Origin of the sequence: Agromyces tardus (assembly GCF_003710805.1) — a bacterium.
GTDB classification, from domain to species: domain Bacteria; phylum Actinomycetota; class Actinomycetes; order Actinomycetales; family Microbacteriaceae; genus Agromyces; species Agromyces tardus.
On sequence record NZ_RHHB01000025.1, the window covers coordinates 18,902 to 43,855 of the forward strand.

The 24,954-nt window shown below is 71.3% G+C and carries 27 protein-coding genes and 2 pseudogenes; 13 read left to right on the forward strand and 16 right to left on the reverse strand.

The window, feature by feature from the left end; genetic code table 11:
- Positions 1-2: 2 nt before the first annotated feature.
- The 3 genes from EDM22_RS12335 to EDM22_RS12340 all read left to right on the forward strand — a co-directional run bounded on the left by EDM22_RS12335 (position 3) and on the right by EDM22_RS12340 (position 1,221).
- The gene (locus tag EDM22_RS12335) at positions 3-470 is read left to right on the forward strand and encodes a hypothetical protein (RefSeq protein ID WP_122937363.1); all 468 of its coding nucleotides are present in this window, start codon (positions 3-5) and stop codon (positions 468-470) included.
- A gap of 111 nt (positions 471-581) precedes the next feature.
- Positions 582-746 carry a hypothetical protein gene (locus EDM22_RS19590; RefSeq protein ID WP_170964115.1) on the forward strand — a complete coding sequence of 55 codons (165 nt, stop codon included), beginning with the start codon at positions 582-584 and terminating at the stop codon, positions 744-746.
- Positions 730-1,221, forward strand: coding sequence for an N-acetyltransferase (locus EDM22_RS12340; protein ID WP_122937366.1), 492 nt, complete (start codon positions 730-732; stop codon positions 1,219-1,221). Before EDM22_RS19590 ends, EDM22_RS12340 begins: the two co-directional genes overlap by 17 nt.
- Positions 1,222-1,250: 29 nt before the next feature.
- On the opposite strand, the gene EDM22_RS12345 is transcribed toward EDM22_RS12340, so the two are convergent.
- Positions 1,251-1,448 (reverse strand): hypothetical protein, encoded by a 198-nt coding sequence (locus EDM22_RS12345; protein ID WP_122937368.1) that lies wholly within the window; start codon positions 1,446-1,448, stop codon positions 1,251-1,253.
- 554 nt (positions 1,449-2,002) lie between these two features.
- Here EDM22_RS12345 and EDM22_RS19595 point away from each other — a divergent pair.
- Positions 2,003-2,176, forward strand: a complete 174-nt coding sequence (locus tag EDM22_RS19595; RefSeq protein ID WP_170964116.1) for a hypothetical protein — start codon at positions 2,003-2,005, stop codon at positions 2,174-2,176.
- A 214-nt stretch (positions 2,177-2,390) separates the two neighbouring features.
- Positions 2,391-2,615 (forward strand): DUF2188 domain-containing protein, encoded by a 225-nt coding sequence (locus EDM22_RS12350; protein WP_122937369.1) that lies wholly within the window; start codon positions 2,391-2,393, stop codon positions 2,613-2,615.
- A 244-nt stretch (positions 2,616-2,859) separates the two neighbouring features.
- Here the strand turns inward: EDM22_RS12350 and EDM22_RS12355 are convergent, their stop codons facing one another.
- The 4 genes from EDM22_RS12355 to EDM22_RS12370 all read right to left on the reverse strand — a co-directional run bounded on the left by EDM22_RS12355 (position 2,860) and on the right by EDM22_RS12370 (position 7,452).
- Positions 2,860-3,930 (reverse strand): pentapeptide repeat-containing protein, encoded by a 1,071-nt coding sequence (locus tag EDM22_RS12355; RefSeq protein WP_122937371.1) that lies wholly within the window; start codon positions 3,928-3,930, stop codon positions 2,860-2,862.
- A 102-nt stretch (positions 3,931-4,032) separates the two neighbouring features.
- Positions 4,033-5,007, reverse strand: coding sequence for an acyltransferase family protein (locus tag EDM22_RS12360; RefSeq protein WP_122937373.1), 975 nt, complete (start codon positions 5,005-5,007; stop codon positions 4,033-4,035).
- A 125-nt stretch (positions 5,008-5,132) separates the two neighbouring features.
- On the reverse strand, positions 5,133-6,035 hold the full coding sequence (locus tag EDM22_RS12365) for an HpcH/HpaI aldolase/citrate lyase family protein (protein ID WP_245989349.1): 903 nt from the start codon (positions 6,033-6,035) through the stop codon (positions 5,133-5,135).
- The gene (locus EDM22_RS12370) at positions 6,025-7,452 is read right to left on the reverse strand and encodes a cation:dicarboxylate symporter family transporter (RefSeq protein WP_122937375.1); all 1,428 of its coding nucleotides are present in this window, start codon (positions 7,450-7,452) and stop codon (positions 6,025-6,027) included. The genes EDM22_RS12365 and EDM22_RS12370 overlap by 11 nt, the downstream gene beginning before the upstream one ends.
- 193 nt (positions 7,453-7,645) lie before the next feature.
- Here EDM22_RS12370 and EDM22_RS12375 point away from each other — a divergent pair, with 193 nt between their 5' ends.
- The 4 genes from EDM22_RS12375 (at position 7,646) to EDM22_RS12390 (ending at position 11,994) form a co-directional block, all read left to right on the forward strand.
- Positions 7,646-9,361 (forward strand): ATP-binding protein, encoded by a 1,716-nt coding sequence (locus EDM22_RS12375; RefSeq protein ID WP_122937376.1) that lies wholly within the window; start codon positions 7,646-7,648, stop codon positions 9,359-9,361.
- The gene (locus tag EDM22_RS12380; protein WP_122937377.1) at positions 9,354-10,061 is read left to right on the forward strand and encodes a response regulator; all 708 of its coding nucleotides are present in this window, start codon (positions 9,354-9,356) and stop codon (positions 10,059-10,061) included. The genes EDM22_RS12375 and EDM22_RS12380 overlap by 8 nt, the downstream gene beginning before the upstream one ends.
- 117 nt (positions 10,062-10,178) lie before the next feature.
- Positions 10,179-10,949 carry a type 1 periplasmic-binding domain-containing protein gene (locus EDM22_RS12385; RefSeq protein WP_138708085.1) on the forward strand — a complete coding sequence of 257 codons (771 nt, stop codon included), beginning with the start codon at positions 10,179-10,181 and terminating at the stop codon, positions 10,947-10,949.
- Positions 10,950-11,181: 232 nt separating this feature from the next.
- A complete protein-coding gene (locus EDM22_RS12390) occupies positions 11,182-11,994 on the forward strand; it encodes a DedA family protein (RefSeq protein WP_122937400.1) in 813 nt (270 codons plus the stop codon).
- A 21-nt stretch (positions 11,995-12,015) separates the two neighbouring features.
- Here the strand turns inward: EDM22_RS12390 and EDM22_RS12395 are convergent, their stop codons facing one another.
- A complete protein-coding gene (locus EDM22_RS12395; protein WP_170964117.1) occupies positions 12,016-13,149 on the reverse strand; it encodes a helix-turn-helix transcriptional regulator in 1,134 nt (377 codons plus the stop codon).
- Between the two features lie 112 nt (positions 13,150-13,261).
- Here EDM22_RS12395 and EDM22_RS12400 point away from each other — a divergent pair, with 112 nt between their 5' ends.
- The 3 genes from EDM22_RS12400 to EDM22_RS12410 are packed head-to-tail and all read left to right on the forward strand — an operon-like array spanning position 13,262 to position 15,586.
- On the forward strand, positions 13,262-13,621 hold the full coding sequence (locus EDM22_RS12400; protein ID WP_170964118.1) for a Rid family hydrolase: 360 nt from the start codon (positions 13,262-13,264) through the stop codon (positions 13,619-13,621).
- A 1-nt stretch (position 13,622) separates the two neighbouring features.
- Positions 13,623-14,993 carry an FAD-binding oxidoreductase gene (locus EDM22_RS12405; RefSeq protein WP_122937381.1) on the forward strand — a complete coding sequence of 457 codons (1,371 nt, stop codon included), beginning with the start codon at positions 13,623-13,625 and terminating at the stop codon, positions 14,991-14,993.
- A gap of 53 nt (positions 14,994-15,046) precedes the next feature.
- Positions 15,047-15,586, forward strand: a complete 540-nt coding sequence (locus tag EDM22_RS12410; protein WP_138708086.1) for a hypothetical protein — start codon at positions 15,047-15,049, stop codon at positions 15,584-15,586.
- Between the two features lie 60 nt (positions 15,587-15,646).
- On the opposite strand, the gene EDM22_RS12415 is transcribed toward EDM22_RS12410, so the two are convergent.
- The 10 genes and pseudogenes from EDM22_RS12415 to EDM22_RS20175 form a co-directional block, all read right to left on the reverse strand.
- A complete protein-coding gene (locus EDM22_RS12415; protein ID WP_122937384.1) occupies positions 15,647-16,564 on the reverse strand; it encodes a cation diffusion facilitator family transporter in 918 nt (305 codons plus the stop codon).
- A gap of 60 nt (positions 16,565-16,624) precedes the next feature.
- Positions 16,625-17,455 carry a response regulator transcription factor gene (locus tag EDM22_RS12420; protein WP_122937386.1) on the reverse strand — a complete coding sequence of 277 codons (831 nt, stop codon included), beginning with the start codon at positions 17,453-17,455 and terminating at the stop codon, positions 16,625-16,627.
- Positions 17,448-18,749, reverse strand: a complete 1,302-nt coding sequence (locus EDM22_RS12425) for a sensor histidine kinase (RefSeq protein ID WP_122937388.1) — start codon at positions 18,747-18,749, stop codon at positions 17,448-17,450. Before EDM22_RS12425 ends, EDM22_RS12420 begins: the two co-directional genes overlap by 8 nt.
- Entirely contained in the window at positions 18,749-19,603 is an 855-nt protein-coding gene (locus EDM22_RS12430; RefSeq protein ID WP_122937389.1) for an ABC-2 transporter permease, read from the reverse strand. The genes EDM22_RS12425 and EDM22_RS12430 overlap by 1 nt, the downstream gene beginning before the upstream one ends.
- A 35-nt stretch (positions 19,604-19,638) precedes the next feature.
- Positions 19,639-20,555: pseudogene (locus EDM22_RS12435) on the reverse strand (ABC transporter ATP-binding protein).
- Positions 20,556-20,734: 179 nt separating this feature from the next.
- Positions 20,735-21,367, reverse strand: a complete 633-nt coding sequence (gene rdgB / locus EDM22_RS12440) for an RdgB/HAM1 family non-canonical purine NTP pyrophosphatase (protein WP_122937405.1) — start codon at positions 21,365-21,367, stop codon at positions 20,735-20,737.
- Between the two features lie 11 nt (positions 21,368-21,378).
- The gene (rph, locus tag EDM22_RS12445) at positions 21,379-22,155 is read right to left on the reverse strand and encodes a ribonuclease PH (RefSeq protein ID WP_122937391.1); all 777 of its coding nucleotides are present in this window, start codon (positions 22,153-22,155) and stop codon (positions 21,379-21,381) included.
- 79 nt (positions 22,156-22,234) lie between these two features.
- A complete protein-coding gene (gene murI / locus EDM22_RS12450) occupies positions 22,235-23,083 on the reverse strand; it encodes a glutamate racemase (protein WP_122937393.1) in 849 nt (282 codons plus the stop codon).
- Between the two features lie 16 nt (positions 23,084-23,099).
- On the reverse strand, positions 23,100-23,768 hold the full coding sequence (locus EDM22_RS12455; RefSeq protein WP_281274084.1) for a LysR family substrate-binding domain-containing protein: 669 nt from the start codon (positions 23,766-23,768) through the stop codon (positions 23,100-23,102).
- 39 nt (positions 23,769-23,807) lie between these two features.
- Positions 23,808-23,960 (reverse strand): annotated as a pseudogene (locus EDM22_RS20175) (helix-turn-helix domain-containing protein); the annotation flags it as partial.
- A 92-nt stretch (positions 23,961-24,052) separates the two neighbouring features.
- Here EDM22_RS20175 and EDM22_RS12460 point away from each other — a divergent pair.
- Positions 24,053-24,954 (forward strand): EamA family transporter (locus tag EDM22_RS12460; RefSeq protein ID WP_122937395.1); only part of this gene is annotated, 902 nt, incomplete at its 3' end.

A 24,954-nucleotide genomic window follows, 5' to 3' on the forward strand; every position in this document is an offset into this window, starting at 1 on the left:
CCGTGGAGTGGGTTGCGGTCGCGATCGCTTTCCTGGCGGCCACAGCCGCGGTCTGGCAGGCATGGGAGGCTCGGCGAGCGAACCGGGACGCCTCTGCGCATGAGCAGGGTGCGTGGGACGCTCAACGGCGGGTAGCGGATGCGCTCGAGCGGCAGACGCAGCTCGCCGAGGAGGCCGCAAGGCCGCCCGTGCCATGGGTATTCGAGGCCCTCTCGCCGGCGGACATGGACCAGAGGTGGCGGGCAGTGAACCGCACCGGGTTCGATGCCGCCGATGTACATCTGTTGACGCCGGACGGCGCCGGCGAGCAGTGGATCGTGCCCGACATCGGCGCCGCGGTCGATGTGCCGGCCGGAGAGGCAGTGGGGTTCACGTTCATCCGCCGCCTCTCTTCCCCGTCGACGAGGACGGTCACGGTCCACTGGACCGAAGCCGGCGAGCAGAGGCGATATACGCACCCGGTGAGGTGATGTCCTCGGCTCGCGTGGCCGAACATTGCGCGCCGTGTCCCCAAAAGATGGGACATAACGATCCAGTCGGCCCTCTGGGGATCCTCGGGTGATGTGTCGTATCTTGGACGCATGACCAAGCCGCTCGTACTGAAGGCCGAGAGACGGCGCCGTGATGCCAACGCCCCGCGGATTGTGAACCGCGAGCCGTACAACACGCGCGAGGGTCAGCCGCCCAGCAGCGAGGAGTGGACCGAGCTCCGCGCCGTGCTCGAGCGACGTGCTCGACTGGCATAGTGCCACGCAGGATCACCGCAACGATCTGAGCCTGTTCCGCTGCACTGATCCAGCAACCGTCTCATTCGATGAGGAACGCGGTTTCGAGTGTCACGACTTCCCGTGGGAACTGAGGGTCCAGGACCATATCAACACCGAACTCATCCCGCCCCTTCACGCGCCCTCGTTTCTGGACCTCGGCTTCGATGAGGACGGCTTAGCGGCGGTGGTCGAGATGACCGTCAGCGAGTTCGATCGTGGGTGCTTCATCCACACACTGGCCGTGGCGCACCGCGTCAGCGGAAGAGGAATCGCAGGCGAAGCGATCGATCGCGCGCCCATCCTTCTCGCGAGGTACGACATCAGCCGCGACTTCATTGTCGAGGGATTGATCGACCGGGACAACATCGCGGCACAGAGCGCCTTCGGCCGCCACGGATTCGAGCACTCCGGGTATCGGAACGGTTGCGAACGGTGGGCACGGCTCTACCCGTAGACCCTGGGGAGAACGACGACGGGTTGCTCTCAACTGTCCACGGCGATCAACCGAACCGGGATGGCTGGGCTGATGAGCACGGCGATCTCGTCGCCCTGCTCGGTGTGGACCATGATGGTCCGGCCATGCTTCTGCCGTTCACGCAACGCGTGCTTGACCGCGTCGAGGTCTTCGGGCCAGACGTGGTAGGTCTGAGGCCCGTACTGCAGCGTGTAGCGCGTCACCATGCCCGGAGGCTAGTCGATCAGGCCGGTACGCACGAGAGGGCGGCGGCATGTCAGTGGTCGGGCGTAGGGTTCCGGGGTGCTTGACGGCGCACCGGCTCGCGCGGTTCGATGCCACGCCGTGCCACCGGGGGCGTGTATCCTCCACAGCAATAGGGGGTCCGATGCTTCAGTTCCGTGACTGCCGAGAGTGCGGCGAATCCCACGCCCTGCGCCGCGATGGCCGCATGTCGATCCACTCGAACGCGACCGGCGAGCGGTGCGTCGAGCCGGAGCTGAAGGCACCCCCGCAGCCGAAGCCGAGCCGACGGGCCGGCCGAGCCCCGGAGCGCGCGCCTCGTCAGCCCGCACGTCGAGACGACGAGCCTCGGGACAGCGAGTTCCAACGGGCGGTCGACTTCGCGAATACGGAGCGGCACGAGCGGCGCAAGCCCTCTGCGTCCGGGCTCGACCGGCGGATCTACGCAACCGATGGCTACAGCACCGTCAAGGGTGGACTTCCCGGGCTAGGGCGACGCCGCTGAGTCCGTGTGGGCGGCTTCCCGTAGGCTCCGGCCATGGAAGCTCCCGGTGTCGGCGACATGATCCTGAACGTGCTGCTTGGCGTGCCCGCCCAGCTCTGGACGATGTTTGTGCGCGATCCAGGACCATGGCTGATCGTGGCAGCGATGGTCGCAGCGTTCGCTGTGCTCGGCGCGCTCAGTCGTCGGAGGCGTCGGTCCCGGCAGTAGCACCCTCCACGCTGATCTGCTGGCGCGTTCGAGCCCCTCAACAATGCCGAAATCACCGCGGGGATCGCCCACCACGCCCGCGGGTTGGCGCTGATATCCCCGCGCGAATAAGCGTGCACTGCGGATTGACGCTGATTGGAGATGTCAGTCGTTCGGGAGATCATGAGGCGCGGCTCGGTTCTGAGACCGCGCACCTCTCAGGAAGTAGGACGCCATGGCCAAGGGCGACATCAGGACGTACAACGAAGACGGCGTGTGGAAGTCGAAGGTGGACGGCAGCTCGCGTGCCGCTCATACCGGCGGCACGAAGGCCGAGCAGTCTGCGACTGGCCAGCGAATGGCCCAGGAGCGAGGCGTCGAGCACATCATCACGAAGCTGGACGGGACTGTCGGCGAGAAGAACTCGTACGGCAATGACCCCCACCCGCCGAAGGGCTGAGCCGGTGCTGGCCCCGATCACTGCCCCGTGCCCTGAGTGCGGCGGGAAGCTGTCCCACGACCCGCGCCTGGGCCTCGACACGAACGCGTCGTGCGGTGACTGCAACCACCGCGTGAAGGTCTAGCGACGCACTGCGGCGTGGCAACAATTTGGCAACACTCGGTGCCAATCCACGCCGATTCAGCTAATCGAAGAGGGCCCTAGATCCGCATGATTCCGCGGTTCTAGGGCCTCCGACGTGTGTTCACAGGTGGTCGAGTAGGGTTCGAGTCCCACCTTCCGCACCGGGCCTCGCTACTGAACGATCGGCCCTCGATCTTCTCCCGATCGGGCGCTTCCACCGTCTGCCCTCGACGCTCGTGTCCGCGCCGACCCGCTCCAGTGCATCATCCATCAGTGCAGCGAGTGGTTCACCGCCGTATCGGAGATAGTCGCCTCGGTTGTAGACAGCGACTGAGTCCTCTCGACCCGGCATCCTCAGACTCTCGACGAGAATGGCGACGGCGATCCTCGCTTCTGTTGACGACTCGTTCGCCAACAGCGCCACGATCTGACGCGCAACGCTCGGGTAGTTCCGGATCGGCTTCACGTCATGCGGTAGCAGCGCCGGCTCGAACCGGGAACCCCGGAACTCGACATCTTCGAAGCGTGCTTCGCGAAAATCAACCGACTTGAGCGGTCCGACTTCTCGCTTCCCCGGGAGCTGCCGACAATCGAAGAGGACGTCGCGAAGGTCCCCCTGAAACTCGCAGCGATGGAGTTCGCATTGCTCGAACTGCACACCACGGAGCCGACAATCGATGAAAGCGCAGTCCGTGAACGCCGCGCCCCAGAACACGCCGTCGCGCAGATCTGCTCCGTCGAACCTGATCCCGCGCCAGGTGTTCCCAGCTCCCTGCTGCCATGTTCCCAGGGCGGACTCCCGGAGGTCGGTTCTCGTGAACGAAGAGTCGGTGAGCTTGGTCCGCCACATCCGCCAGTCCCGGCACTCCGCGCCATCGAAGACGCAGTCGGAGATCGCGCTGTCGAAGAACCTGATCTGCGAGAGGCGCGAGTAGGAGAGATCGAGCTTCCTCCATCGACCGCGCCGAATAGTCGGGACCCAGTCGCGAGTGATCGCCGACAGCCCCCCTGATCCGACGACTCCGCCCGGCTCGGCACCCGGAAAGGTGAGCCCCCGAAGGTCTACCCGCCCTTCAACGTTCCCCAGGCCGATGGGCCGGCTGGTTCTCCCGAGAAGCCACCCGACGGCGGCGACTTGGAGGGGACGCCCGCGCGGCGTCTGCCATCGCGCACGAAGGTCACTCGGTCTCATTGGATACACAGCCCCTGGAAGCGTTCGATCATCAGATCCTCTCGACGGGCGCCATGCTCGGCGCACTCAACCTCTTCTGATGCCTCCGCACGGCTCGCAGCGTCAGCGCAACGGCGCCGCTTCCCCTGGAACCGGCTCTCGGCCGTCGACGGCACCCCGTCGCATCCGGATCCGCGGGAATTCGAACAGCAGCGTGCCGTTGAGGTAGCGCGCGAGCAGGAAGCATCCGGCGAGCGTGACGACCAGGGCGACCGCGTAGGTCACTGCGGCCGGGACGACGCCTGCAATCAGCAGCGCAGTGATCCAGATGAACGGCACGTGCGCAACGTAGAACACGATCGACCGCTGCCCCACCCACTCGAGCCACCTCGCACGCCGAAGACGGGTCGCGAACCAGACGACGCCCACGACGCCGAGGATCGACAAGGCGAACGGTCGCCAGTGAGCGATCGGCACGTACCCGTTGACGGTCGCCGAGTAGGCACCCCACGCCGACGCGGCGACCAGGCACAGGACGGGGATGATCGGGCCGAGCCGGAGCCAGCGCTCGAGCCAACGCGACATCGTCGCCCCGGCGAAGAAGTACAGACCGAACCAGAGCGTGTTGTTCACGAACGCGATGTCGGAGTGCACCGACTCCATGGCGATCAGGCCCCCCACGAGGACGACGACGGGGTGGATCCACTTCGTGAGATACCCGACGGCGTAGCAGGCCAGCAGCACGCCGAGGTACCAGAGGTGCGCCCCGTCGCCCAGCCAGAACCAGACGTCGGAAGGGCGGGCGGTGGGCCAGGCCACCAGCACCAGGACGGCCGACCAGACGAGCAGCGGCCAGGCGATGCGACGCAGCTTCCCTTCGACGTAGGCCGGGGCGGGCTTCGAGAGTGACTGGTCGAGCAGGAGACCCGAGAGGAACATCAGGAGCGGGATCCGATACACCGACAGGAAGTTGCTCGCCCACTCGATCCCGGCAGGGACCGTCGGATACGGGATCTCGAACGCATGCCACAGCGCGACGAGCAGTACGGCCGCGCCGCGCAGCGCGTCCATCCAGCGGTGTCGGTCCCCGGGTTGCATCCGCGAAGTCTACTGACCTGCTCACGCGCGCACGTACCGCCGTCATCGGGCTGCTCTCCGCTGACTACGGCACTGATGCTGGAATCGCATCAGTGCCGTAGTCGCGCGGCGAAAGCACCTACAGCTCAGGCGTAGTCCGACACGTGCGGCCCCGCGGTATGGGCGTCGATGCCGAAGGACCCGGCCGCGGCCAGCAGGGCCTGGGCGCGAGCGATGCGGGGCAGGTCGCTGCCGTCGCGGATGCCGTGGCGCTCGAGGGTGTCGAGCACGTCGAGCGCCCACGCGAGCTCGGCGGCCGAGGGGCTGAGCGCCGCGTTCACCACGGGCGCCTGCTCCTCGCGCAGGCAGAGCCGGCCGGTCATGCCGAGGGATGCCGCGTGGCGCGACGCCTCCGCAAGCACGGCCGCGTCGCGGGGCACCGTGGGCCCGTCGATGGGCCCGGGAAGGCCCGCCGCGCGGCTCGCCGTCACCAGGCGCGAGCGCGCGAACAGCAGGGCGATCGAGTCGTCGGCGGCGCCGGTGTCGCGGCGGAAGTCGCCGCTGCCGAACGCGAGCCGGGTCACGCCGGGCGCCTCGGCGATCTCGAGGGCCGACTCCACGCCGCGGGCGCTCTCGATGAGGGCGACGAGCGGCACCTCTCCCCCGAGTGCCTCGAGGGTCACGCGGATGTCGCGGGGCGACTCGACCTTCGCGAGCACGACGCCCGCGACGAGGTCGGCGCTGCCGAGCAGCGCGACATCCGCTCGCCAGTGATCGCTCGACACGTCGGCGATGCGCGCCCAGGGGCGCAACCCGTTCCGAGCGCCGTCGCTCGCTCCGGCGAGCGCACGCCGCGCCGCTGGCTTGTCGGCCGGCGCGACCCCGTCCTCGAGGTCGACGACCACCACGTCGGCCGCCGACGTCGCGAGCCGACCCGGGAGCGCCGGCGCCGACCCCGGCACGAGCAGCCACGAGCGGGCGAGCCCGGCGGGCACCGCAGCTGCGGTGCCCACCGGGACGCTCGTCGCCAGGACCTGCTCAGCGGCCACCGCGCTGTCCCGCCTTGTCGTCGTCGAGCTCGCCGACGATGGCGGCGATCGTCGCCGTCGACGGGCGCTCCTCGCGGGCCACCTCGGCCTGCTCGTCGGCCGAGAGGTGGTCGTCGACGCTCATCGTGGCCTCGTCGAAGGGGCGCTCGCCCGAGAGCACGCCGCTCAGCTGCTCGCGGTCGAGCTGCTTCGTCCAGGTGCCGATGAGCAGGGTCGCCACCGCGTTGCCGGTGAAGTTGGTGAGCGCACGCGCCTCCGACATGAACCGGTCGATGCCCACGATCACGCCCACGCCGTCGACGAGGTCGGGACGGTGCGCCTGCAGGCCGCCCGCGAGCGTCGCGAGGCCGGCGCCGGTGACACCCGCGGCGCCCTTCGAGGCGATCATCATGAACAGCAGAAGCGAGACCTGCTCGGGGATCGAGAGCGGCGTGCCCATCGCGCTGGCGATGAACAGCGACGCCATCGTGAGGTAGATCGCCGTGCCGTCGAGGTTGAACGAGTAGCCCGTGGGGATCGTGATGCCGGCGACCGGCTTCGAGACGCCCGCGTGCTCCATCTTCGCGATGAGGCGCGGCAGCACGACCTCGCTCGACGAGGTCGAGACGATGAGCAGGTACTCGCGGCCCAGGTACTTCATCATGCGGAAGATGTTGACGCGGGCGACGAACCACAGCAGCGAGCCGAGCACGACCACGATGAACAGCGCGCACGTGATGTAGAAGGCCACCATCAGGGTGCCGAGCGCGAAGATCGCGGCGACGCCCGTGTTGCCGACGACCGCGGCGATCGCGCCGAACGCGCCGATCGGGGCGACCCACATGATCATTGCGAGGATGCGGAACACGAGCGCCTGGATCTGGCGGATCGCGCCGAGGACCGGAGCGCCCTTCGCACCCATCTTCTGCAGGGCGAAGCCCACGAGCAGCGCCACGAACAGCACCTGCAGGATGTTGCCCTCGACGAGCGACGACAGCAGCGACGTGGGGATGATGCCGAGCAGGAACTCGCTCGTCGTCTTCGGCTCGAGCGTGCTCGTGTCGTACGTCGAGTTCGCGATGTTGAGGCCCTCGCCCGGGTGGATGAGGTTTCCGACCACGAGGCCGATGCCGAGCGCGAACGTCGACATCACCATGAAGTAGAGCAGCGCGAGCCCGCCGACCTTGCCGACGGTCGCGGCCTTCGCGATCGAGCCGACCCCGAGCACGATCGTGCAGAAGATGATCGGGGCGATCATCATCTTGATGAGCAGCACGAACGCGTCGCCGATGGGCTTCAGGCCCACGGCGAACTCGGGGGCGGCGAGGCCGACGACGACGCCGGCCAGCACGGCGAAGATCACCGCCATGTAGAGGTAGTGCGAGGAGTCGATCCTGCGACGGGGCTTCGTGCCCTCGATGCGAGACTGGAGCGCCATTGCCGTCCCTGCCTTCCTTGGTCGGTCATCGCCGGCGGCGACGAACTGCGGGGTGTGCGCCAAGACTGCAGGGGCGGATACCGCGGCATCCGCTTGTGTTCATACTGTTCGCGACGGGGTTCCGCACCGCCGGCCGCGGCACGCGCTCGCGTGTCTAGGCTGAGGGCGACGCGACGCGGCGAGAGGAGGCGGCATGCGAGGCATCCGGAGCTGGAGCATCGCCGGGAAGCTGTTCGCCCTGCAGCTCGTCGTGATCGTCACGCTCGCCGTGATCGCCGTCGCGTGGATCTGGGCCGACGCCCGCGCCGACGTCGAGCACGACGCCGCCGCGAAGACCCTCGCGGTGGCCGAGACGATCGCCGTCGACCCGTTCGTGCACGACGCGCTCGCGACCGACGACCCCACGGCCGAGCTGCAGCCGTACGCCGTCGACATCATGCGCGAGGCGGGCGTCGACTTCATCACGATCATGGCGCCCGACCGCATCCGGTACACCCATCCCGACCCGTCGCAGATCGGCAAGGAGTTCCTCGGCAACATCGACCGGGCGCTCGCCGGCGAGGCGTTCACCGAGACCTACACGGGCACGCTCGGCCCGTCTGTGCGCGCGGTCGTGCCCATCGAGGATGCCGCGGGCGAGGTGATCGCGCTCGTGTCGGCCGGCATCACCGTCTCGAACACGCAGGTCGCGCTCGGGGGCCGCATCGCCACGGTCATCGCCGCGGCCGCCGTGATGATCGCGCTCGGCGCGCTCGGCGCCTGGCTGCTCAGCCGTTACCTGCGCCGCGTCACGTGGGGTCGCGGCGCCGAGGAGATGAGCCGCATGTTCGCCTACTACGAGGGCGTGCTGCATTCCATCGGCGAGGGCCTCGTGCTGCAGGATGCCGCGAACGCGATCGTGCTCGCGAACGACCGCGCCGCGGAGCTGCTCGGGCTGCCCCCGCAGCTCCCCCGCAGCACGAGCCGCGACGGTGCGCCGATCCCGCTCGCGCAGCTCGGGCTCCCGGCACCCGTCGCCGAGGTGCTCGCGCGCTCCGACGCGGTGGTCGACGAGATCGTCATCACCGAGACGCACGTGCTCGTCGTCGACCGCGACGTGATCGTCTCGCGGGAGCGGCCCGGCGACCGCGGCGCCCGCCGGGTGGGCACCGTCACGACGCTGCGCGACCACACCCGCCTGCAGGAACTGACGGGCGAGCTCGCCACCATGACGACGCTGAGCGACGCGCTGCGGTCGCAGGCCCACGAATTCGCGAACCGGCTGCACACGATCATCGCGCTCATCGAGCTCGGGCGCAGCGACGAGGCCGTCGAGCTCGCGTCGAGCGAGCTCGCGCTCAGCCAGGCGCTCGCCGACCGGCTGCTGTCGGCGGTGGAGGAGCCCGTGCTGCTCGCGCTGCTGCTGGGCAAGGCCGCGCAGGCCGGCGAGCGCGGCATCGCGTTCGAGGTCGAGTTGCCCGACCGCCTCGCGGCCACGCACCTCGACCCGCGCGACCTCATCACGATCGTGGGCAACCTCATCGACAACGCCCTCGACGCGGCCGCCGCCACGAGTGCGCCCCGAGTCGACGTGTCGATCGCGACGGGCGACGGCCTGCTGCGCATCGGCGTCGCCGACAGCGGCCCGGGCCCGCGCGAGGGCGTACGCGTGTTCGACCTCGGCGTGACGACGAAGGCGGATGCCGCGGGGCCGGACGGCGTGGCGGATCCGGCCGCCCCGACCCACGGCCACGGCATCGGGCTCGCCCTCGTGCGCCAGAGCGTCGCCCGCCTGGGCGGCGGCATCCGCGTCACCGGCTCGCGGTTCGACGTCGAGCTGCCGCTCGCGACGGCCGCGGCCGCGAGGGCCGGGGCGGGGGCAGGAGCCGGCCCGGCGAGCGCTGCGACGGGAGCCGCGACGGATGACTGAGCCGCACGCCGCAGCGCCGCTCCGGGTGCTCATCGTCGAGGACGAACCGGTCACCGCCGAGGCGCACGCCGCCTACCTCGAGCGGGTCGGCGGGTTCGAGGTGGCCGGCATCGCCCACACGGGATCCGAGGCGATCCGGCTGCTCCGCGCGGCATCCGCCCAGCCGTCGATCGACCTCATCCTGCTCGACGTGAACCTGCCCGACGCGACCGGCATCGAGCTGTGCCGTTCGCTGCGCGCCGCGGGCATCGAGATCGACGTGATCGCCGTGACCGCGGTGCGCGACGCGGCGGTCGTGCGATCGGCGGTGTCGCTCGGCATCGTGCAGTACCTCATCAAGCCGTTCGGGTTCGCCGCGTTCGCCGAGAAGCTCGGCGCGTACCGCGAGTACCACTCGCGCGTGGGCACCGCCGTGGTCACCGACCAGCAGGAGGTCGACGCCTCGTTCGCCGCCCTCCGCACCTCGGCGAGCGGCGACCTGCCGAAGGGCCTCACGCGCGACACCCTCGAGCGCGTGCGCGCGGCGATCCGCACGAGCCCGCGCGATGGCGTCTCCGCGGCCGAGCTCGCCGCCGACCTCGACCTCTCCCGCGTCACCGCCCGCCGCTACCTCGAGCACCTCGCCGACGCGGGCATCGTCGAGCGCGCCAGCCGCTACGGCACCCCGGGCCGTCCCGAGGTCGAGTACCGGCGACGCTGACAAGGGCGACGCTCGCGCCTTCCCCGGGGCGGACGCCACGTGAGGCACAAGACGCGAGGGAACGATGTCTCGGCGTGGCGATACGCTGTCGCGAACCGACGGGGCCATATTCGGGGTGTGAAGAATCGTCAGGAAAGTGCGGGATTCTGGCGCCGACCAGCAGTGACTGTCGTGCTCTGCCTCGCCGTCATCGGTGGCGCCGCCTTGCTTGTCGCGTTCACGGTCGGTACCGGCGCGGCCCCCGATACCCTCCGATTCGAGGTCGCGAAGAGTTCGTTCCAAGTGTTCTCGGTTGCCGTGATCGGTGCGGTGATCTCCCTGGTTACCTCCTACCTCCAAGAGCGACAGTCCGACAAACGGCTGAGCGAGGCGTTCGCGCGAGATCTCCAAGCCAAAGAAGACGACGCCGTGCGCGATGTCCTGACGAACACCATTCAGTCATACAACCGAGTCAAACGCGCCCGCCGTCTGATGTACGCCAAGACCTACGACGCCGGCGACGGGACAATGAGACTCGGCGTGTACGACGAGTACATCGACGTGCTCATGAACGAACAACTGGAGTTTGAGCGACTCAAGCGGATGAGTCGATCGGTTCCACTTCTCTCGGGTGTCTCGATAGACATCCAAGGAAAGAAGGTTCCATTGCACGCACTGTTCGGCTCCGTCGAGGACTACTTGAATGGGGTCCTCGACGAGTACAAGACACATCGCAACACGGTTGCCTTGGCGACCGACGGCGCAAGCCTCCACGGACTGCCTGCGACGCAGCGCTTCTTGAGCGGCGACGACTTCTGGCCCCGTATGGCGGACAAGGTGCGGAACGTGGAGATCGCCCTCCGAGGTCAACTGATGCGTCCGGATCCGCGAACGGGTAGCGGTTACTGATTGGCACCTCGTCGCGGGGTGCTCTCAACACCCACTCCGCAGCCCGAGCCGGCCAAGGTTGACTACGGCAGGCGAGCGTCGTCCGCGGATGACGCCGAGTCGCGTCATCCGCCGGGCTGATTTCGGAGGGGGAACCCAGCGAGGCGCGACATCGGCTCGGTAGACTTCACGGACACCACGCCGCCAGCGACCCGGTGTCCGCCGTGTCCGACGACGACAGGAGCTCCCCGTGATCCATACCGCGCTCATTCCGTGGCTCGACCCGGAGACGATCATCCAGAGCGCCGGGCCGTGGGCGCTGCTCGTGGTCTGCTTCATCGTGTTCGCCGAGACGGGCCTGCTCGTCGGGTTCCTCCTGCCGGGTGACACGCTGCTCGTGATCTCGGGCCTGCTGTCGAACTCCGAGGTGGTGCCGCCGAGCGGGGTGTTCGGCGTCTCCGTCTGGATCGTGGCGTTCCTCATCGGCCTGTCCGCGTTCATCGGCGGCGAGGTCGGGTACGAGATCGGCCATCGTGGCGGCCCGGCCGTGTTCGAGCGCAAGGAGAGCGGCCTGTTCAGTCGCAAGAACGTCGAGCGCACCAACGCGTTCTTCGAGCGGTTCGGCGGGCTCACGATCATCCTGGCCCGGTTCGTGCCCATCGTGCGCACGTTCGCCCCGGTGGCCGCCGGCGTCGGCCACATGAAGCGCAGCCGGTACACGCTGTACAACCTCGCGGGCGCCCTGCTGTGGGGCTTCGGGCTCACGATGTTCGGCTACGCCGTCAGCTTCATTCCACCGGTCGCCGACCTCGTTCGGAACTACATCGACATCATCCTGCTCATCGCGGTGGGCGGCACCGCCCTCGTCACGGTGTGGCACTACTTCAGCGAGCGGAACAAGGCCCGCAAGGCCGAGGCCGCCGGCGAAGACGTCGTCACCGACCACGAGGAGGCCGAGGAGCTCGTGCTCGACCCCGACGTGTTCGATCGCCCCCCGCACCTCGACGGCCACGAGCACCCGCACCACGGCCACGACGGTCACGGCGGCGAGCCCGACCAGAAGTAGCCCGCCGGGGCCACCCGACGGTCAGCCGACGAACCAGCCCAGCGGGCCGACGTCGTCGCCCATCCTCGGCACGTACTGGTCGAAGTACACCCGCGAGATGAGCTCGCGGCGGCTGCGCACGCCCGCCTTCTCGAACACCGACTTCAGGTGGTCCTGCACGGTGTAGGCCGACATGTGCAGGCCCGCGGCGATCTCCTTCGTCTCGACGCCCTGCAGCACGAGCCGCGTGACGTCGCGCTCGCGCGGCGTGAGCCCGAACGCGGCGACGACGAGCGCGACGATCTCGGGCGGGCGCGCCTCCTCGATCGTCACGACCACGTCGCCCACCGCGCCGCGCGCACCCGAGAGCGGCGAGGCGTGCAACAGCAGCCACTCCCCTGACGCGGTGCGCACCCGCGCGCGCGGCAACGCGGCGCCGGGCGCACTCGCCGAGCGACGCGCCGCGCCCACGAGCGAGGTCACGAGGCTGAGCGGATCGCCCCGATGGGCGTCGCCGCCGAGCTGCGCGAGCCGCTCCTCGGCGCCCAGGCTGATCTGGGCGATGTCGTCGTGCGCATCGACGATGACGACCGCCGGACCGCCGGTCGACAGGGCCGGCGCCGGCGCGGCGGCGAGGCGGGTGAGGATGCCGGCGCGCACGCCCCGCGCGAACGACGCCGACAGCGTGCCGAGGAAGTCCACCTCCTGCTCGCCGAACCGCGCCTCGTCGCCCCCGCGGAAGACCGCCATGCAGCCCCAGACGCCCGAGCCGTCGCGGAACAGCAGGCGCGCCTCGTCGGCGAAGCCGAAGACCGGCTGCATGAGCCGCGTCATCCGCTCGGATCGCTCGACGTCGCCCGCCGTGACGACGTGCACGCCGACGGCGCGATGATCGGAGGTCGCGAGCGCGCGGAACGACGTCGCGTCGTCGGTGCCGTACTCGATGATGCCGAACAGCCGGTCGTGCTCGTTGTCGGCCTCGAGCACGCCGTACTTGCGGGCGCTCGTGAGCATCATCGTGGCCGGGTCGTGCGTGCCCACGCACGCGCCGACCCACGGCACTGCGCGTCCCACCGACGCCGTCGCCTCGGCGAGGAAGTCGTCGAGGTCGAGCCCGGCGCGGGAGAGCACATCGAGGTCGCCCTGCACGCGGGCGAGGGTCAGCGAAGACGTCACGCGTCCAGTATGCGTTGGGCCGGCCGGCGGCGGGTATCCCAGAACACTGGGAGGACAGGTCCCCAGTCCCGTGGGATTCCCCGGCGACGCGACCGTCCGCAGGATTGCCGACGTGACCATCACGATCGACACCGCGTCCGTCGACGAGGGCGGCCGCTTCGTCCACGCCGACGACGCGGTCGCGCAGCTCTGCCTGGCGCTCGTGCGCCTCGAGGCGGAGCTCACCGCACGGGGGCTCGGCCTGTCCGACGTCGTGCGGATGCGCGTGCTCGCCGTCGACCCGAACGAGGCGGCCGAGCTCGCGGACCTCGCGCTGGAGCGCTTCCAGCCCATCGGCGCGGCGCCGGAGATCCGTTGCCTGCACGTGGGGCGGATGACCTCGCCGGGCATGCTCGTCGCGCTCTCCGCCGACGTGACGGACACCACCCTCGACCGCGAACCCGACGAATCCGACCACGAACCGAAGGACTGACATGAACCCCCTCCTCACCGATCTCTCCGTGCTCCGCGCGGCCGGTACCGTGCACCTCCCCGGCGATCCCTGGTACGACGCGACCCGCACGCCGTGGAACCTGGCGGTGAACCAGCTGCCCGCGGCCGTCGCCGTCCCCCGGTCCATCGACGAGGTCGCGCGCATCGTGCGCGCGGCGGTCGGTCTCGGCCTGCGCATCGCGCCGCAGAGCACGGGTCACGGCGCCGCCCCGCTCGGCGAGCGCCCGCTCGACGACGTGCTGCTCATGCGGCTGCACGAGCTCACCGGCGTCGTCGTCGACCCGGAGGCGCGCACGGCCCGCGTGCTCGGCGGGACGCTCTGGCAGGACGTCGTCGCCGCCGCGGCGCCGCACGGCCTGACCGCCCTGCACGGCAGCGCGGGCGACGTGGCGGTGGCCGGCTACGTGCTCGGCGGCGGACTCTCGTTCTACGGCCGCAAGCACGGGCTCGCCGCGTCGCACCTGCGCGCCGTCGAGCTGGTGACGGCCGACGGCTCGATCGTGCGAGCCAGCGCCGACGAGCACCCCGAGCTGTTCTGGGCGCTGCGCGGCGGCACGGGCGGCAACTTCGGCGTCGTCGTCGCCCTCGAGATCGACCTGCTGGCGATCGCCGATGTCGTCGCCGGCATGCTCCTGTGGGATCTCGAGCGCGCACCGGAGGTCGTCCGAGCGTGGGCGGAGTGGACCGCCGACCTGCCCGAGTCGGTGACGACCTCCCTGCGCCTGATGCGGTTCCCGCCCCTTCCCGAGCTGCCCCCGTTCCTCAGCGGGCGACGACTGGTCGTCATCGACGGCGCCGTCCTCGAGGACGACGAGCGGGCGGCCGAGCTCCTGGCCCCGCTGCGTGCCCTGGCGCCGGAGATGGACACCTTCGCGCGCATCCCGGCGGCCGAGCTGATCCCGGTGCACATGGACCCGCCCGGACCGGTGCCGGGAGTGAGCGATCACGCGATGATCGCCGAACTCCCGGATGCGGCGATCGAGGCGTTCCTCGCGGTCGCCGGCCCCGACGTCGACGTGCCCCTGATGTTCGCCGAACTTCGCCACCTGGGCGGCGCGCTCGACCGGCCGCACGACGGCGCACTCGGCCGGCTCGACGGCGCCTACGCGCTCTACGCCATCGCGGTCGCGGCCACCCCCGAGATGGCGGCCGCCGGCTCCGCCGCCACCGCGTCCGTCGCCGCCGCGCTGCGCCCGTGGGCGTCGACGGGCACCTTCCTGAACTTCGCCGACCGCACGGTCGACGTCGCGACCGCGTTCGACGCCGAGGCCTGGGCGAAGCTCGGCGACGTGCGCCGGTCGTTCGATCCCCACCGCGTCTTCGTCGCGGCACACGAGATCGAACCCCGCTGATGCGCACCCGCGCGAGCTCACGCCCCAACCCGAATCGAACCGAGGAGACCTCCATGACCACCCACCGCACCGCGGCGACCGCCGCCACCGCCGGCCTCATCGCCGCACTCGCCCTCACCGGCTCGGTTGCGCCCGCATCGGCCGCGCCGACCGCTGTCGACCGTCCCGACCGCGCCGCCCAGGCCGCGCTGATCGCCGAGGTCCGCGCCGCGACCGCGAGCTTCCACGACGTGGATGCCGCGATCGCCGCCGGCTACCTCCCGAGCGCGGAGTGCTCGAGCAGCCCCGACGGCGCCATGGGCTACCACTTCGTCAACCCCGCGCTCATCGCCCCCGGCGCGCCCGTCGACCCGACGCAGCCGCAGGTGCTCACCTACGGCCCGTCGGCCTCCGGCGAGCTCGAGCTGTGGAGCGCCGAGTTCTTCGAGCCCGACATCGGCCAGGCCCGGCCCATGCTCGGCACGCAACCGTTCGACGGTCCGATGGCCGGTCACGAACCGGGCATGCCCGAGCACTACGACCTGCACGTCTGGATCGGCAAGCACAACCCCGCGGGGCTCTACGCACCGTTCAACCCGAGCCTGTCCTGCTGAGCCGGGTCACCGGTCCCCGTCCGTCGGCGGCCTCGCGAGCAGCGGGGCCGCCGTCGGCGTTCACGGGTGCGCCGCGTGCTCGTGCTCGCCGCGACCCGCGGGCTCGAGCTGGAACGTCGAATGCTCGACGTCGAAGTGCGCGTCGAGGCATCCGCCGAGCTCGTCGAGCAGTTCGCCCGTGCGGCCCGACTCGAACACCTCGGGTTCGACCTCGACGTGGGCGCTGAACACGTGCGACCCCGAGGTGATCGCCCACACGTGCACGTCGTGCACGGCCACCACGCCCCGGGTGCGCAGGATGTGCTCGCGGATCTCGGCGACATCCGTCTCGGCCGGCGCCGACTCGCTCAGCACCCGCAGCACGTCCCGCAGCAGCAGCAGTGCGCGCGGCACGATCATGGCGGCGATCACGAGCGACGCGATCGAGTCGGCCTGCTCGTAGCCGGTCACGATGAGCACGACGGCGGCGATGATCACGGCGATCGAGCCGAGCAGGTCGCCGAACACCTCGAGCCGCGCGCCGCGGAGGTTCATCGAGTCGCGCGACCCGCCGCGCAGCACGAGCAGCGCCGCGAAGTTCGCCACGAGGCCGATCACCGCGATGACGAGCATCGGACCGCTCTGCACCTCGGGAGGCGCAGCCGCGACGAGCCGGCCCACCGCCTCGACGGTGACGGATGCCGCGACGACGAGCAGGATCACGCCGTTGATGAGCGCCGCGAACACCTCGACCCGCTGGTAGCCGTAGGTCTGCCGGTCGGTCGCCGGCCGCGCTGCGACGAACGCCGCGATGAGCGCGATCACGAGCCCGATGAGGTCGCTCAGCATGTGGCCGGCGTCGGCGAGCAGCGCGAGCGATCCGCTCAGCCAGGCCCCGAGCACCTCCACCACGAGCACCGACGCGACGATCGCGATCGCGATGCCGAGGCGCCGGCGGTCGCCCGCCGCCTGGCGGGCGTGGTCGTGTCCGTGTCCCATGTCACTTCAAGGGTAGGCCGGATGCCGCCCGGCCGCCGCTGACGGGAATGAGTCGCGTTCTCAGCGCGCGCCGCGCCCGCCGTGCTCGCCGTGCTCGCCGTGCTCGCCCGGGGTGACGACGCCCGTCTCGTAGCCGAGCACCACGGCGTGGATGCGGTCGCGGAGCCCGAGCTTGAGCAGGATGCGGCCCACGTGCGTCTTCACCGTGGACTCCGAGAGGTAGAACGCCGCGGAGATCTCGGCGTTGCTCATGCCGCGGGCGATCGCCGTGAACACCTCCGCCTCGCGCTCGGTGAGCGACGCGAGGCGGGGGTCGCCGAAGGGGTCCGCGACGGGCGGTGTCGCAGTCGCGGTCGAGGCATCCGACGCCCCGACCGACCCGGGCCCCGCCGAGGCAGCCGTGCCGCCCGCCGGGAGCTGCGCGCCGAACAGGTCGAGCAGGCGCCGCGTGACGCGCGGTTCGACGATCGCGTCGCCGGCGGCGACCGTCCGCACCGCTCGCACGAGCTCCGCGGGCCGCGCGTTCTTGAGCAGGAAGCCGCTCGCACCCGCCCGCAGCCCCGCGAACGCGTACTCGTCGAGGTCGTACGTGGTCACGATGAGCACCCGCACGCCGGGCAGGAGCTCGGCGATGCGCTCGGTGGCCGTGATGCCGTCCATCCCGGGCATGCGCACGTCCATGATCACCACGTCGGGCCGGAGCTCGGTGGCGAGGGCCACCGCCTCGGCGCCGTCGTCGGCCTCGCCGACCACCATAAGGTCGTCCTCGCTCTCGAGCACCATCCGGAACCCCATGCGGATGAGCGACTGGTCGTCGACGAGCAGCACGCGGATGCCGCGGGGCGACGCCTGCTCGTCGCCCCGCGCGCCGCGCCCCGAGTCGTCACTCATCGTCGTGCCCGCCCGTCTGCGCATCGTCGCGCCCGACCGGCAGCACCGCTCGCACGCGCCACCCGCCCGCCGGGAGCGGCCCCGCCTCGACGGTGCCGCCGAACACGGCTGCCCGCTCGCCGATGCCGATGATGCCGCGACCCGCTCCGACCGAGGGCGCGCCGGATGCGACGCCCGGCGCCGTACGGCCGTCGTCGGTGACCGTGATCACGGTGGCGTCGCCGGCGTAGGCCACCGAGACCGTCACGAGCTTCGGCTCCTGCGCGTAGCGCAGCGCATTCGTGAGCGCCTCCTGCACGATGCGGTACACGGCGAGCTCGAGTGCCGCGTCGTAGACGGGGGCGCCCGTGACGGAGAACCGCACCGGGAGTCCGGCGTCGCGGAACCGGGCGACGAGCTCGGCGAGGTCCGAGTGGCCCGGCGCGGGCTCACGTGCCTGAGCGGCATCCGAAGTCTCACCGAGCACCGACAGCAGCTGCCGCATGTCGTGCAGGGCGCCCCGGCCGGTCTCGCCCAGCTGGTCGAGCGCGCGCCGCGCCGTCGCGGGGTCCCGGTCGAGCGAGGCGCTCGCCCCGTCGGCGAGCGCGATCATGACCGAGAGGCTGTGCGCCACGATGTCGTGCATCTCGCGCGCGATGCGGCCGCGCTCGGCGAGGGTGGCGATCTGCGCCTGGTTGTCGCGCTCGCGCGCGAGCTGCTCGGCCCGCTCGGTGAGCGCCCGCACCCGTTCGCCGCGCTGCCAGGTGTTCGCGCCGAGCAGCACACCGACGGCGTCGGCCATCCCGAGGGTGAGCAGCACGAGGGGCACGTCGAGTGCCGACGGGCTGCCGAGGCGCCGCTCGAGCTCGGGAAGCCAGAGGAAGAGGCTCGCGGCGGTGGCGGCGAATGCGGCCGCTCCGGCGATCCACCCTGCCGTCGGAGACCGGAATGCGGCGACCGCGTACAGGGCGATGGGCACCGCGAGCACGAGGTTGGATTCGGCGGCGAACGTCAGCACGGTCGTGAGGAGCGTCACGACGACGAGCACCGTGACCGGAGCGCGCCGGCGGAACAGCAGCGCGATCGCCGTGCCGGCGATGGGGAGCAGCTGCCAGGGCGAGAACTCGGTGTCGCCCGTGATGACCTCGGAGGCCAGCGTGACCAGGACGATGGTCGTGAAGACGACCGAGACCGCCACGTCGACGAGCCACGGGCGGGACCCGAGCAGGCGGCGGAGCGGTGGAGCGGCGGCAGGCGGGGACCCGGCGTCGACCGGGTCGACCGCCCGGCCGGTGGAGGGTCCCCGCTCAGCCATCACACGTCTCGTCTCGTGAAGCGCACCCCGCCCAGGACGACGGCCCCGGCGGTCCACCCGACCAGCACGAGCCCGCCGGTCAGGATCGGCTGCCAGCCGGACTGGGCGGCCGACTGCACCAGCATCATACCGGCGGTGCTGGGCAGGAATCCGGCGAGCTGGCCGCCGATCCCGCGAATGATCGGCAGGAGCCCCGGCGCCACGAGCAGCAGCCCGAGCACGGCGCCCATGGCCGCCGCGGTGCTGCGGAAGAGCGAGCCGATCGCGGTCGACAGCACGGCGATGAGTGCCAGGAACACGGTGCCACCCGCCAGCACCTGCAGCACCTCCGGGTCGGCGAGTGTGGAACCGAGCCCGAATCCCGCGAGCACCGGCTGCACGACGAGGAACGAGGCGACGGAACCGATGAGGCCGATCGCGGCGCCGGCGATGGCCGACACGAGCAGCTTCGCCGCGTAGACGGGCGTGCGCCGCGGCACGGCGGCCAGCGTGGCGGTGAGCAGCCCCGACGATCGCTCGGGGCCGATGAGCAGCACGCCGAAGACGGCCACCAGTGCGTACGCGAACAGCAACGCGATGCCGAGCACGCCGAGGCTCGGCGTGGCGCCGTAGTTGTCGGTGATGACGGCGACCGGATCGGGGACGTCGGCGGTGGGCGCGAACGCGACCGCGAACATGATCCCGCCGGCGAACAGCAGGGTGAACGCCACCGTGACGGCGGCCGTCCAGTAGGTCGAACGAACGGAGGTGGCCTTGATCCGTTCGGAGCGGACGACCCGGGCGAACGTGACGCGGGGCGCCGACGTGCGCTCGCGCGCGTCGGCGGCGGGGTCGGTGGTGGTGAGTGCGGACATGGTGGAGGATCCCTTCGGAAGTCGGTGCGCCCGGCTCAGCGGGTCGCCGCCGGCACCGCCGCGTAGTCGAGCGCGGTGTCGGTGAGTGAGAGGTACGCCTCCTCGAGCGAGGCGGTGTGCGTGGCGAGCTCATGCAGGAGCACGCCCCGGTCGCGGGCGGCGACGGCGATCGCCTCCGCGTCGAGTCCGGTGATCTCGAGCTCGTCGCGCGCGACGCTCGTGACCGTGACACCGGGCCCCGAGAGCGCGGCCGCGAGCCGATCGGCATCAGGCGTCTTCACCGAGACGCGGGTCGTCCCGACACCGGCGAGCACGTCGGCCATGGGCGCGTCGGCGATGAGCCGGCCGCGGCCGATGACGATGAGGTGGTCGGCGGTCTGCGCCATCTCGCTCATGAGGTGGGACGAGAGGAACACGGTGCGCCCCTCGGCGGCGAGGCTGCGGAGGAAGTGCCGCACCCACACGATGCCGTCGGGGTCGAGCCCGTTGATCGGCTCGTCGAGCATCACGGTCTGCGGGTCGCCGAGCAGGGCGGCGGCGAGGCCGAGGCGCTGCCCCATGCCCATCGAGAACGTGCCGACCCGCTTGCCCGCGACCGCCTCGATCCCCGTGAGCTCGAGCACCTCCTGCACGCGGGCGCGGCCGATGCCGTGCGTCGCGGCGAGGGCGAGCAGGTGGGATCGCGCGGAGCGCCCGGGGTGCATCGTGCCCGGCCCAGCAGGGTGCCGATCTCGGTGAGCGGGGCGGCGTGCTCCGCGATGGCCCGGCCGTTGACGCGGGTGGTGCCCGACGTCGGGCGGATGAGGCCGGCGATGGCGCGCATGGCCGTGGACTTGCCCGCGCCGTTGGGACCGAGGAACCCCGTGACGGTTCCCGGCTTCACCGTGAACGAGAGGTCGTCGACCGCGGTGGTCGCCCCGAATCGCTTGGTGAGATGTGCTGCTTCGATCATGGTGATCGACCATTCCTTCGAATCTCGTGCCCCGGCCGGAGGTTCCGGCGGGAGTGCATGAGTCGAAGGTAGGCAGTCGCGCCACCGGCGTCGTCAGACCGTGGTGCCGACCTCGGACGGCCGGCTCGTACCGTGGTACGAGTCCCCGAGACGACGGCGAGGTCGACCGGGTGCGGCGCTCAGGCGGGTGCGCCCGATCCCGCAACTCCGTCGAGCAGCCGCTCGAGCTGCGGAATGAGCGCCCGGAACGCCCGCGCTCGGTGGCTGTGCGCGTTCTTCACCTCGGGCGCGAGCTCCGCGGCCGACACGTCGAATCCGTCGGGCAGGAAGATCGGGTCGTAGCCGAAGCCGTTCATGCCTGCGCGCTCGGTGGCGACGCGGCCGGGCCATTCGCCCACGGCGGCGTACTCGAGCGGCGTGCCCGCGGCATCCGGCACCACCACTGCGATCGTGCAGTGGAAGCGCGCGGTGCGATGCGGGTCGCGGATGTCGCCGAGCTGCGCGAGCAGCAGCTCGAGGTTCGCCTCGGCGCCGCGGCCGGGCCCGGCCCACCGTGCCGAGAAGATGCCGGGCGACCCGCCCATGACGTCGACCGCGATGCCCGAGTCGTCGGCGAGTGCGATCCGTCCGGTGTGGGATGCCGCGGCGCGGGCCTTGATGAACGCGTTCTCGTCGAAGCTCGTGCCGTCCTCGACCGGCTCGGGGCCGTCGTAGGGCAGCACGGTGAGCCCGGGCATCCGCTCGCCGAGGATGTGCTGGAACTCGGCGACCTTGTGCGCATTGTGGGTCGCGAGCACGACCTCCAGGGGCATCGCGGCCATGCTCAGGCCGTCGCCGTCGCCGTCGCCCGCGCCTCGGCGAGCACCGCACGCTGGATCTCGGCGAGCGAGGCGGTGCCCGCGAGCGCGAGGTCGAGCAGCTGGTCGAGCTCGCGACGGTCGAACGGCGCACCCTCGGCGGTGCCCTGCACCTCGACGAAGAGGCCGCGGCCGGTGGCGACGACGTTCATGTCGGTCTCGGCGCGCACGTCCTCGGTGTAGGCGAGGTCGAGCATGGGCGTGCCGTCGACGATGCCGACGGAGACGGCCGAGACGGTGTCGAGCAGCGGCGTCGCCTTCTGGCCGATGAACTTCTTCGTGCGAGACCACTCGATCGCGTCGGCGAGCGCGACGTAGGCGCCGGTGATGGCGGCCGTGCGGGTGCCGCCGTCGGCCTGCAGCACGTCGCAGTCGATCTGGATGGTGTTCTCGCCGAGCGCCTTGGTGTCGACGACGGCGCGCAGGCTGCGGCCGATGAGGCGGCTGATCTCGTGCGTGCGCCCGCCGATGCGGCCCTTCACGGCCTCGCGGTCGTTGCGGGTGTTCGTGGCGCGCGGCAGCATCGCGTACTCGGCGGTGACCCAGCCCTTGCCCGTGCCGTTCATCCAGCGCGGCACGCCGTTCGTGAACGACGCCGTGCAGAGCACCTTCGTGCGGCCGAACGAGATGAGGGCGCTGCCCTCGGCGTGGGCGCTCCAGCCGCGCTCGATGGTGACCTCGCGCAGGGCGTCGGGCGTGCGGCCGTCGGCGCGCACCAGGTCGGGGGCGGATGTCTCGGTCACGTGGTCTCCTGTCGGAAGGGCGGTCGGTGGTGGTCGGCGGTGGTGTTCGGGTGGGCGGATGCCGCGTGGGCCCCCGCGGTCAGCGGGACGGCGCGCGGTGCGCCGGAGTTCGGTGCGGCAGGGTGACGGCTCCGGTCTGCACGAGCTCGACGGCCGACACGCCGCCGCCGAGGAGCCGGTGCGCGAGGTCGAGGAACGCGGTCGTGGACTCCCCCGTGGCCTCGTAGTGCGTGGTCGGCGGCGTCGGCGTGCGGCGTTCGAGCCCGCTCGAGACGAGCACCCGGTAGACGTCGTTCGCCGTCTCGACGTCGCTCGAGACGAGCGTGACGCGCTCGCCCATCACGTACGAGATCGCGCCCTTGAGGAACGGATAGTGGGTGCAGCCCAGCACGAGGGTGTCGATGTCCGCCGCCCGCAGCGGCGCGAGGTACTCCTCGGTGATCGCGAGCAGTTCGTCGCCCGTGGTCACGCCGGCCTCGACGAACTCCACGAAGCGCGGGCAGGCCTGCGAGAAGAGCCGCAGGTGCGGCGCGGCGGCGAAGGCGTCGTCGTACGCGCGCGACTGGATCGTGCCGGCGGTGCCGATCACGCCCACCCGGCCGCTGCGCGTGGTGGCCACGGCACGCCGGACGGCGGGCTGGATGACCTCGACGACGGGCACGTCGTAGCGCTCGCGCGCGTCGCGCAGCATCGCCGCCGATGCGGTGTTGCAGGCGATCACGAGCATCTTCACGCCCTGGTCGACGAGGTCGTCGAGCACGGCGAGCGCGTAGCGGCGCACGTCGGCGATGGGCTTCGGTCCGTACGGCGAGTGCTCGAGGTCGCCCACGTAGAGGATCGATTCGTTGGGCAGCTGGTCCTTGACCGCGCGGGCGACGGTGAGCCCGCCGACTCCGGAGTCGAAGATCCCGATCGGTGCGTCTGCCACGGGAACCCAGCCTAGATCAGGCCGCCGTCGTCGGCGCCGATCCGCCGCCCTCGTAGGCGGCCCGGATCGCGCGGGCGATGCGTCCGGCGGCGGGGTGGCGGTACCGGCGGTGCCAGGCGAGGCGCACCTCGATGGGCGGCGCGTCGCGCAGCCGCACGAACACCACGCCGGGACGGGGATAGTGGTGGGCCGTCGCCTCGGCCGTGACGCCGACCGCGTCGCCCGCGGCGATGAGGTCGAGCCACTCCTCGACGTCGCCCGTCTCGGTCATGCGGGGGGCGGCCAGTCCGGCCGCGGTCCACAGCTCCGGCGTGGTCGTTCCGGCTCGGCGGTCGACGCCCACCACGTCGGCTACGAGGTCGGCGAGCCCCACCGAGTCATCGTCGGCCAGCGGGTGGTCGACGGGCAGCACGACGAAGCGCGGCTCCACGCCGACGACCTCCGAGTCGAGGTCGGCACGGTCGATCGGGTGCCGCACCACCGCGAGGTCGACGAGGCCGTCGACGAGCCCGGCATCGCGCAGGTTGACGCGCACGAGGCGGATGGGGGTCGATTCGTGTCGGCGATTCCAGTCGCGGAGCACCGGCGTCGTCTGGGCGCCGAGCGCCGCCCACGCGTAGCCGAGGCGGATGACCGAGCGCTCCCCGCGCACCTGGGCGACGGCGCGGTCGAGCTCGGCGAGCACCCGGCGGGCGGTGCCCGCGAAGTCGGCGCCCGCGTCGGTGGGCTCGACTCGGCGGGTCGTGCGGTGCATGAGCGGCGTGCCGAGCGCGTGCTCGAGCGCGGCGAGCGCGCGGGAGACCGACGCCTGCGACATCCCCAGCACGTCGGCGGCCGCCGTGAACGAACGTTCGTCGTCGATCGCGACGAGGGCCCGGAGTTGGCGGAGCTAGATGTCCATACGTAGAGCGTATCAATCCGCACCCATTGCATTTCTGATTGCACCAATACCGTCGTAGCGTCGGGGACATGACACGAGAGCGGATCGCAGCGGGTGCCGCCGTCGGCGGCGCCGTCTCGGTGCAGGCCGGCGCCGCGATCGGCGCCACGATCTTCCCCCTCGTCGGCCCGGGCGGCGTCGTCGCCCTCCGGCAGGCGGTCGCGGCCGCGGCGCTCCTCTCCGTCGCCCGCCCGTCGTTCAGGTCCCTGGGCTGGGCGCGCGTTCGGCCCGCGCTGCTGCTCGGGCTCGTGCTCGTCGTGATGAACCTCACCGTGTACGGCGCCGTCGAGCGCATCGGACTCGGGCTCGCCGTGACACTCGAGTTCCTCGGACCGCTCACGCTCGCCCTCGTCGGCTCGCGCCGCAGGCTCGACCTCGCCTGCGCGGCGATCGCGGGCATCGGCGTGGCGCTGCTCACGGGCACCGTGCCCGGGCTCGACCCGATCGGGGTCCTGCTCGCGCTCACCGCGGCCGCGGCATGGGCGGCGTACATCGTCCTGAGCCAGCGCGCGGGCCGCGACCTGCCCGGCGTCGACGGCACCGCCATCGCGAGTCTCGTCGCGGCGGTGCTCACGTCGCCGCTCCTCGTCGTCGCCCTGCTCGGACTCGACCCGCGGCAACTCCTCCACGTCGTCCTGGTCGGGCTCGCCGCCGGCATCCTCTCGTCGGCGGTGCCCTACTCGATCGACCTGCTGGTGCTGCGCCGGCTCCCGCGACAGCTCTTCGGCGTGCTGCAGAGCGTGCATCCCGCCGCAGCGGCCCTCGCCGGGCTCGTCGTGCTCGGGCAGACGCTCGGCGCGTGGCAGGTCGTCGGGCTCGCGCTCATCACGCTGGGCAACGTGGTCGCCGTCGGGCGCGCCGGCCGGGCCGCCGGGCAGGGGGCCGCGGCATCCGACCGCCCTGTCGCCGCCGGGGCGCGCCCCGGTCGCCG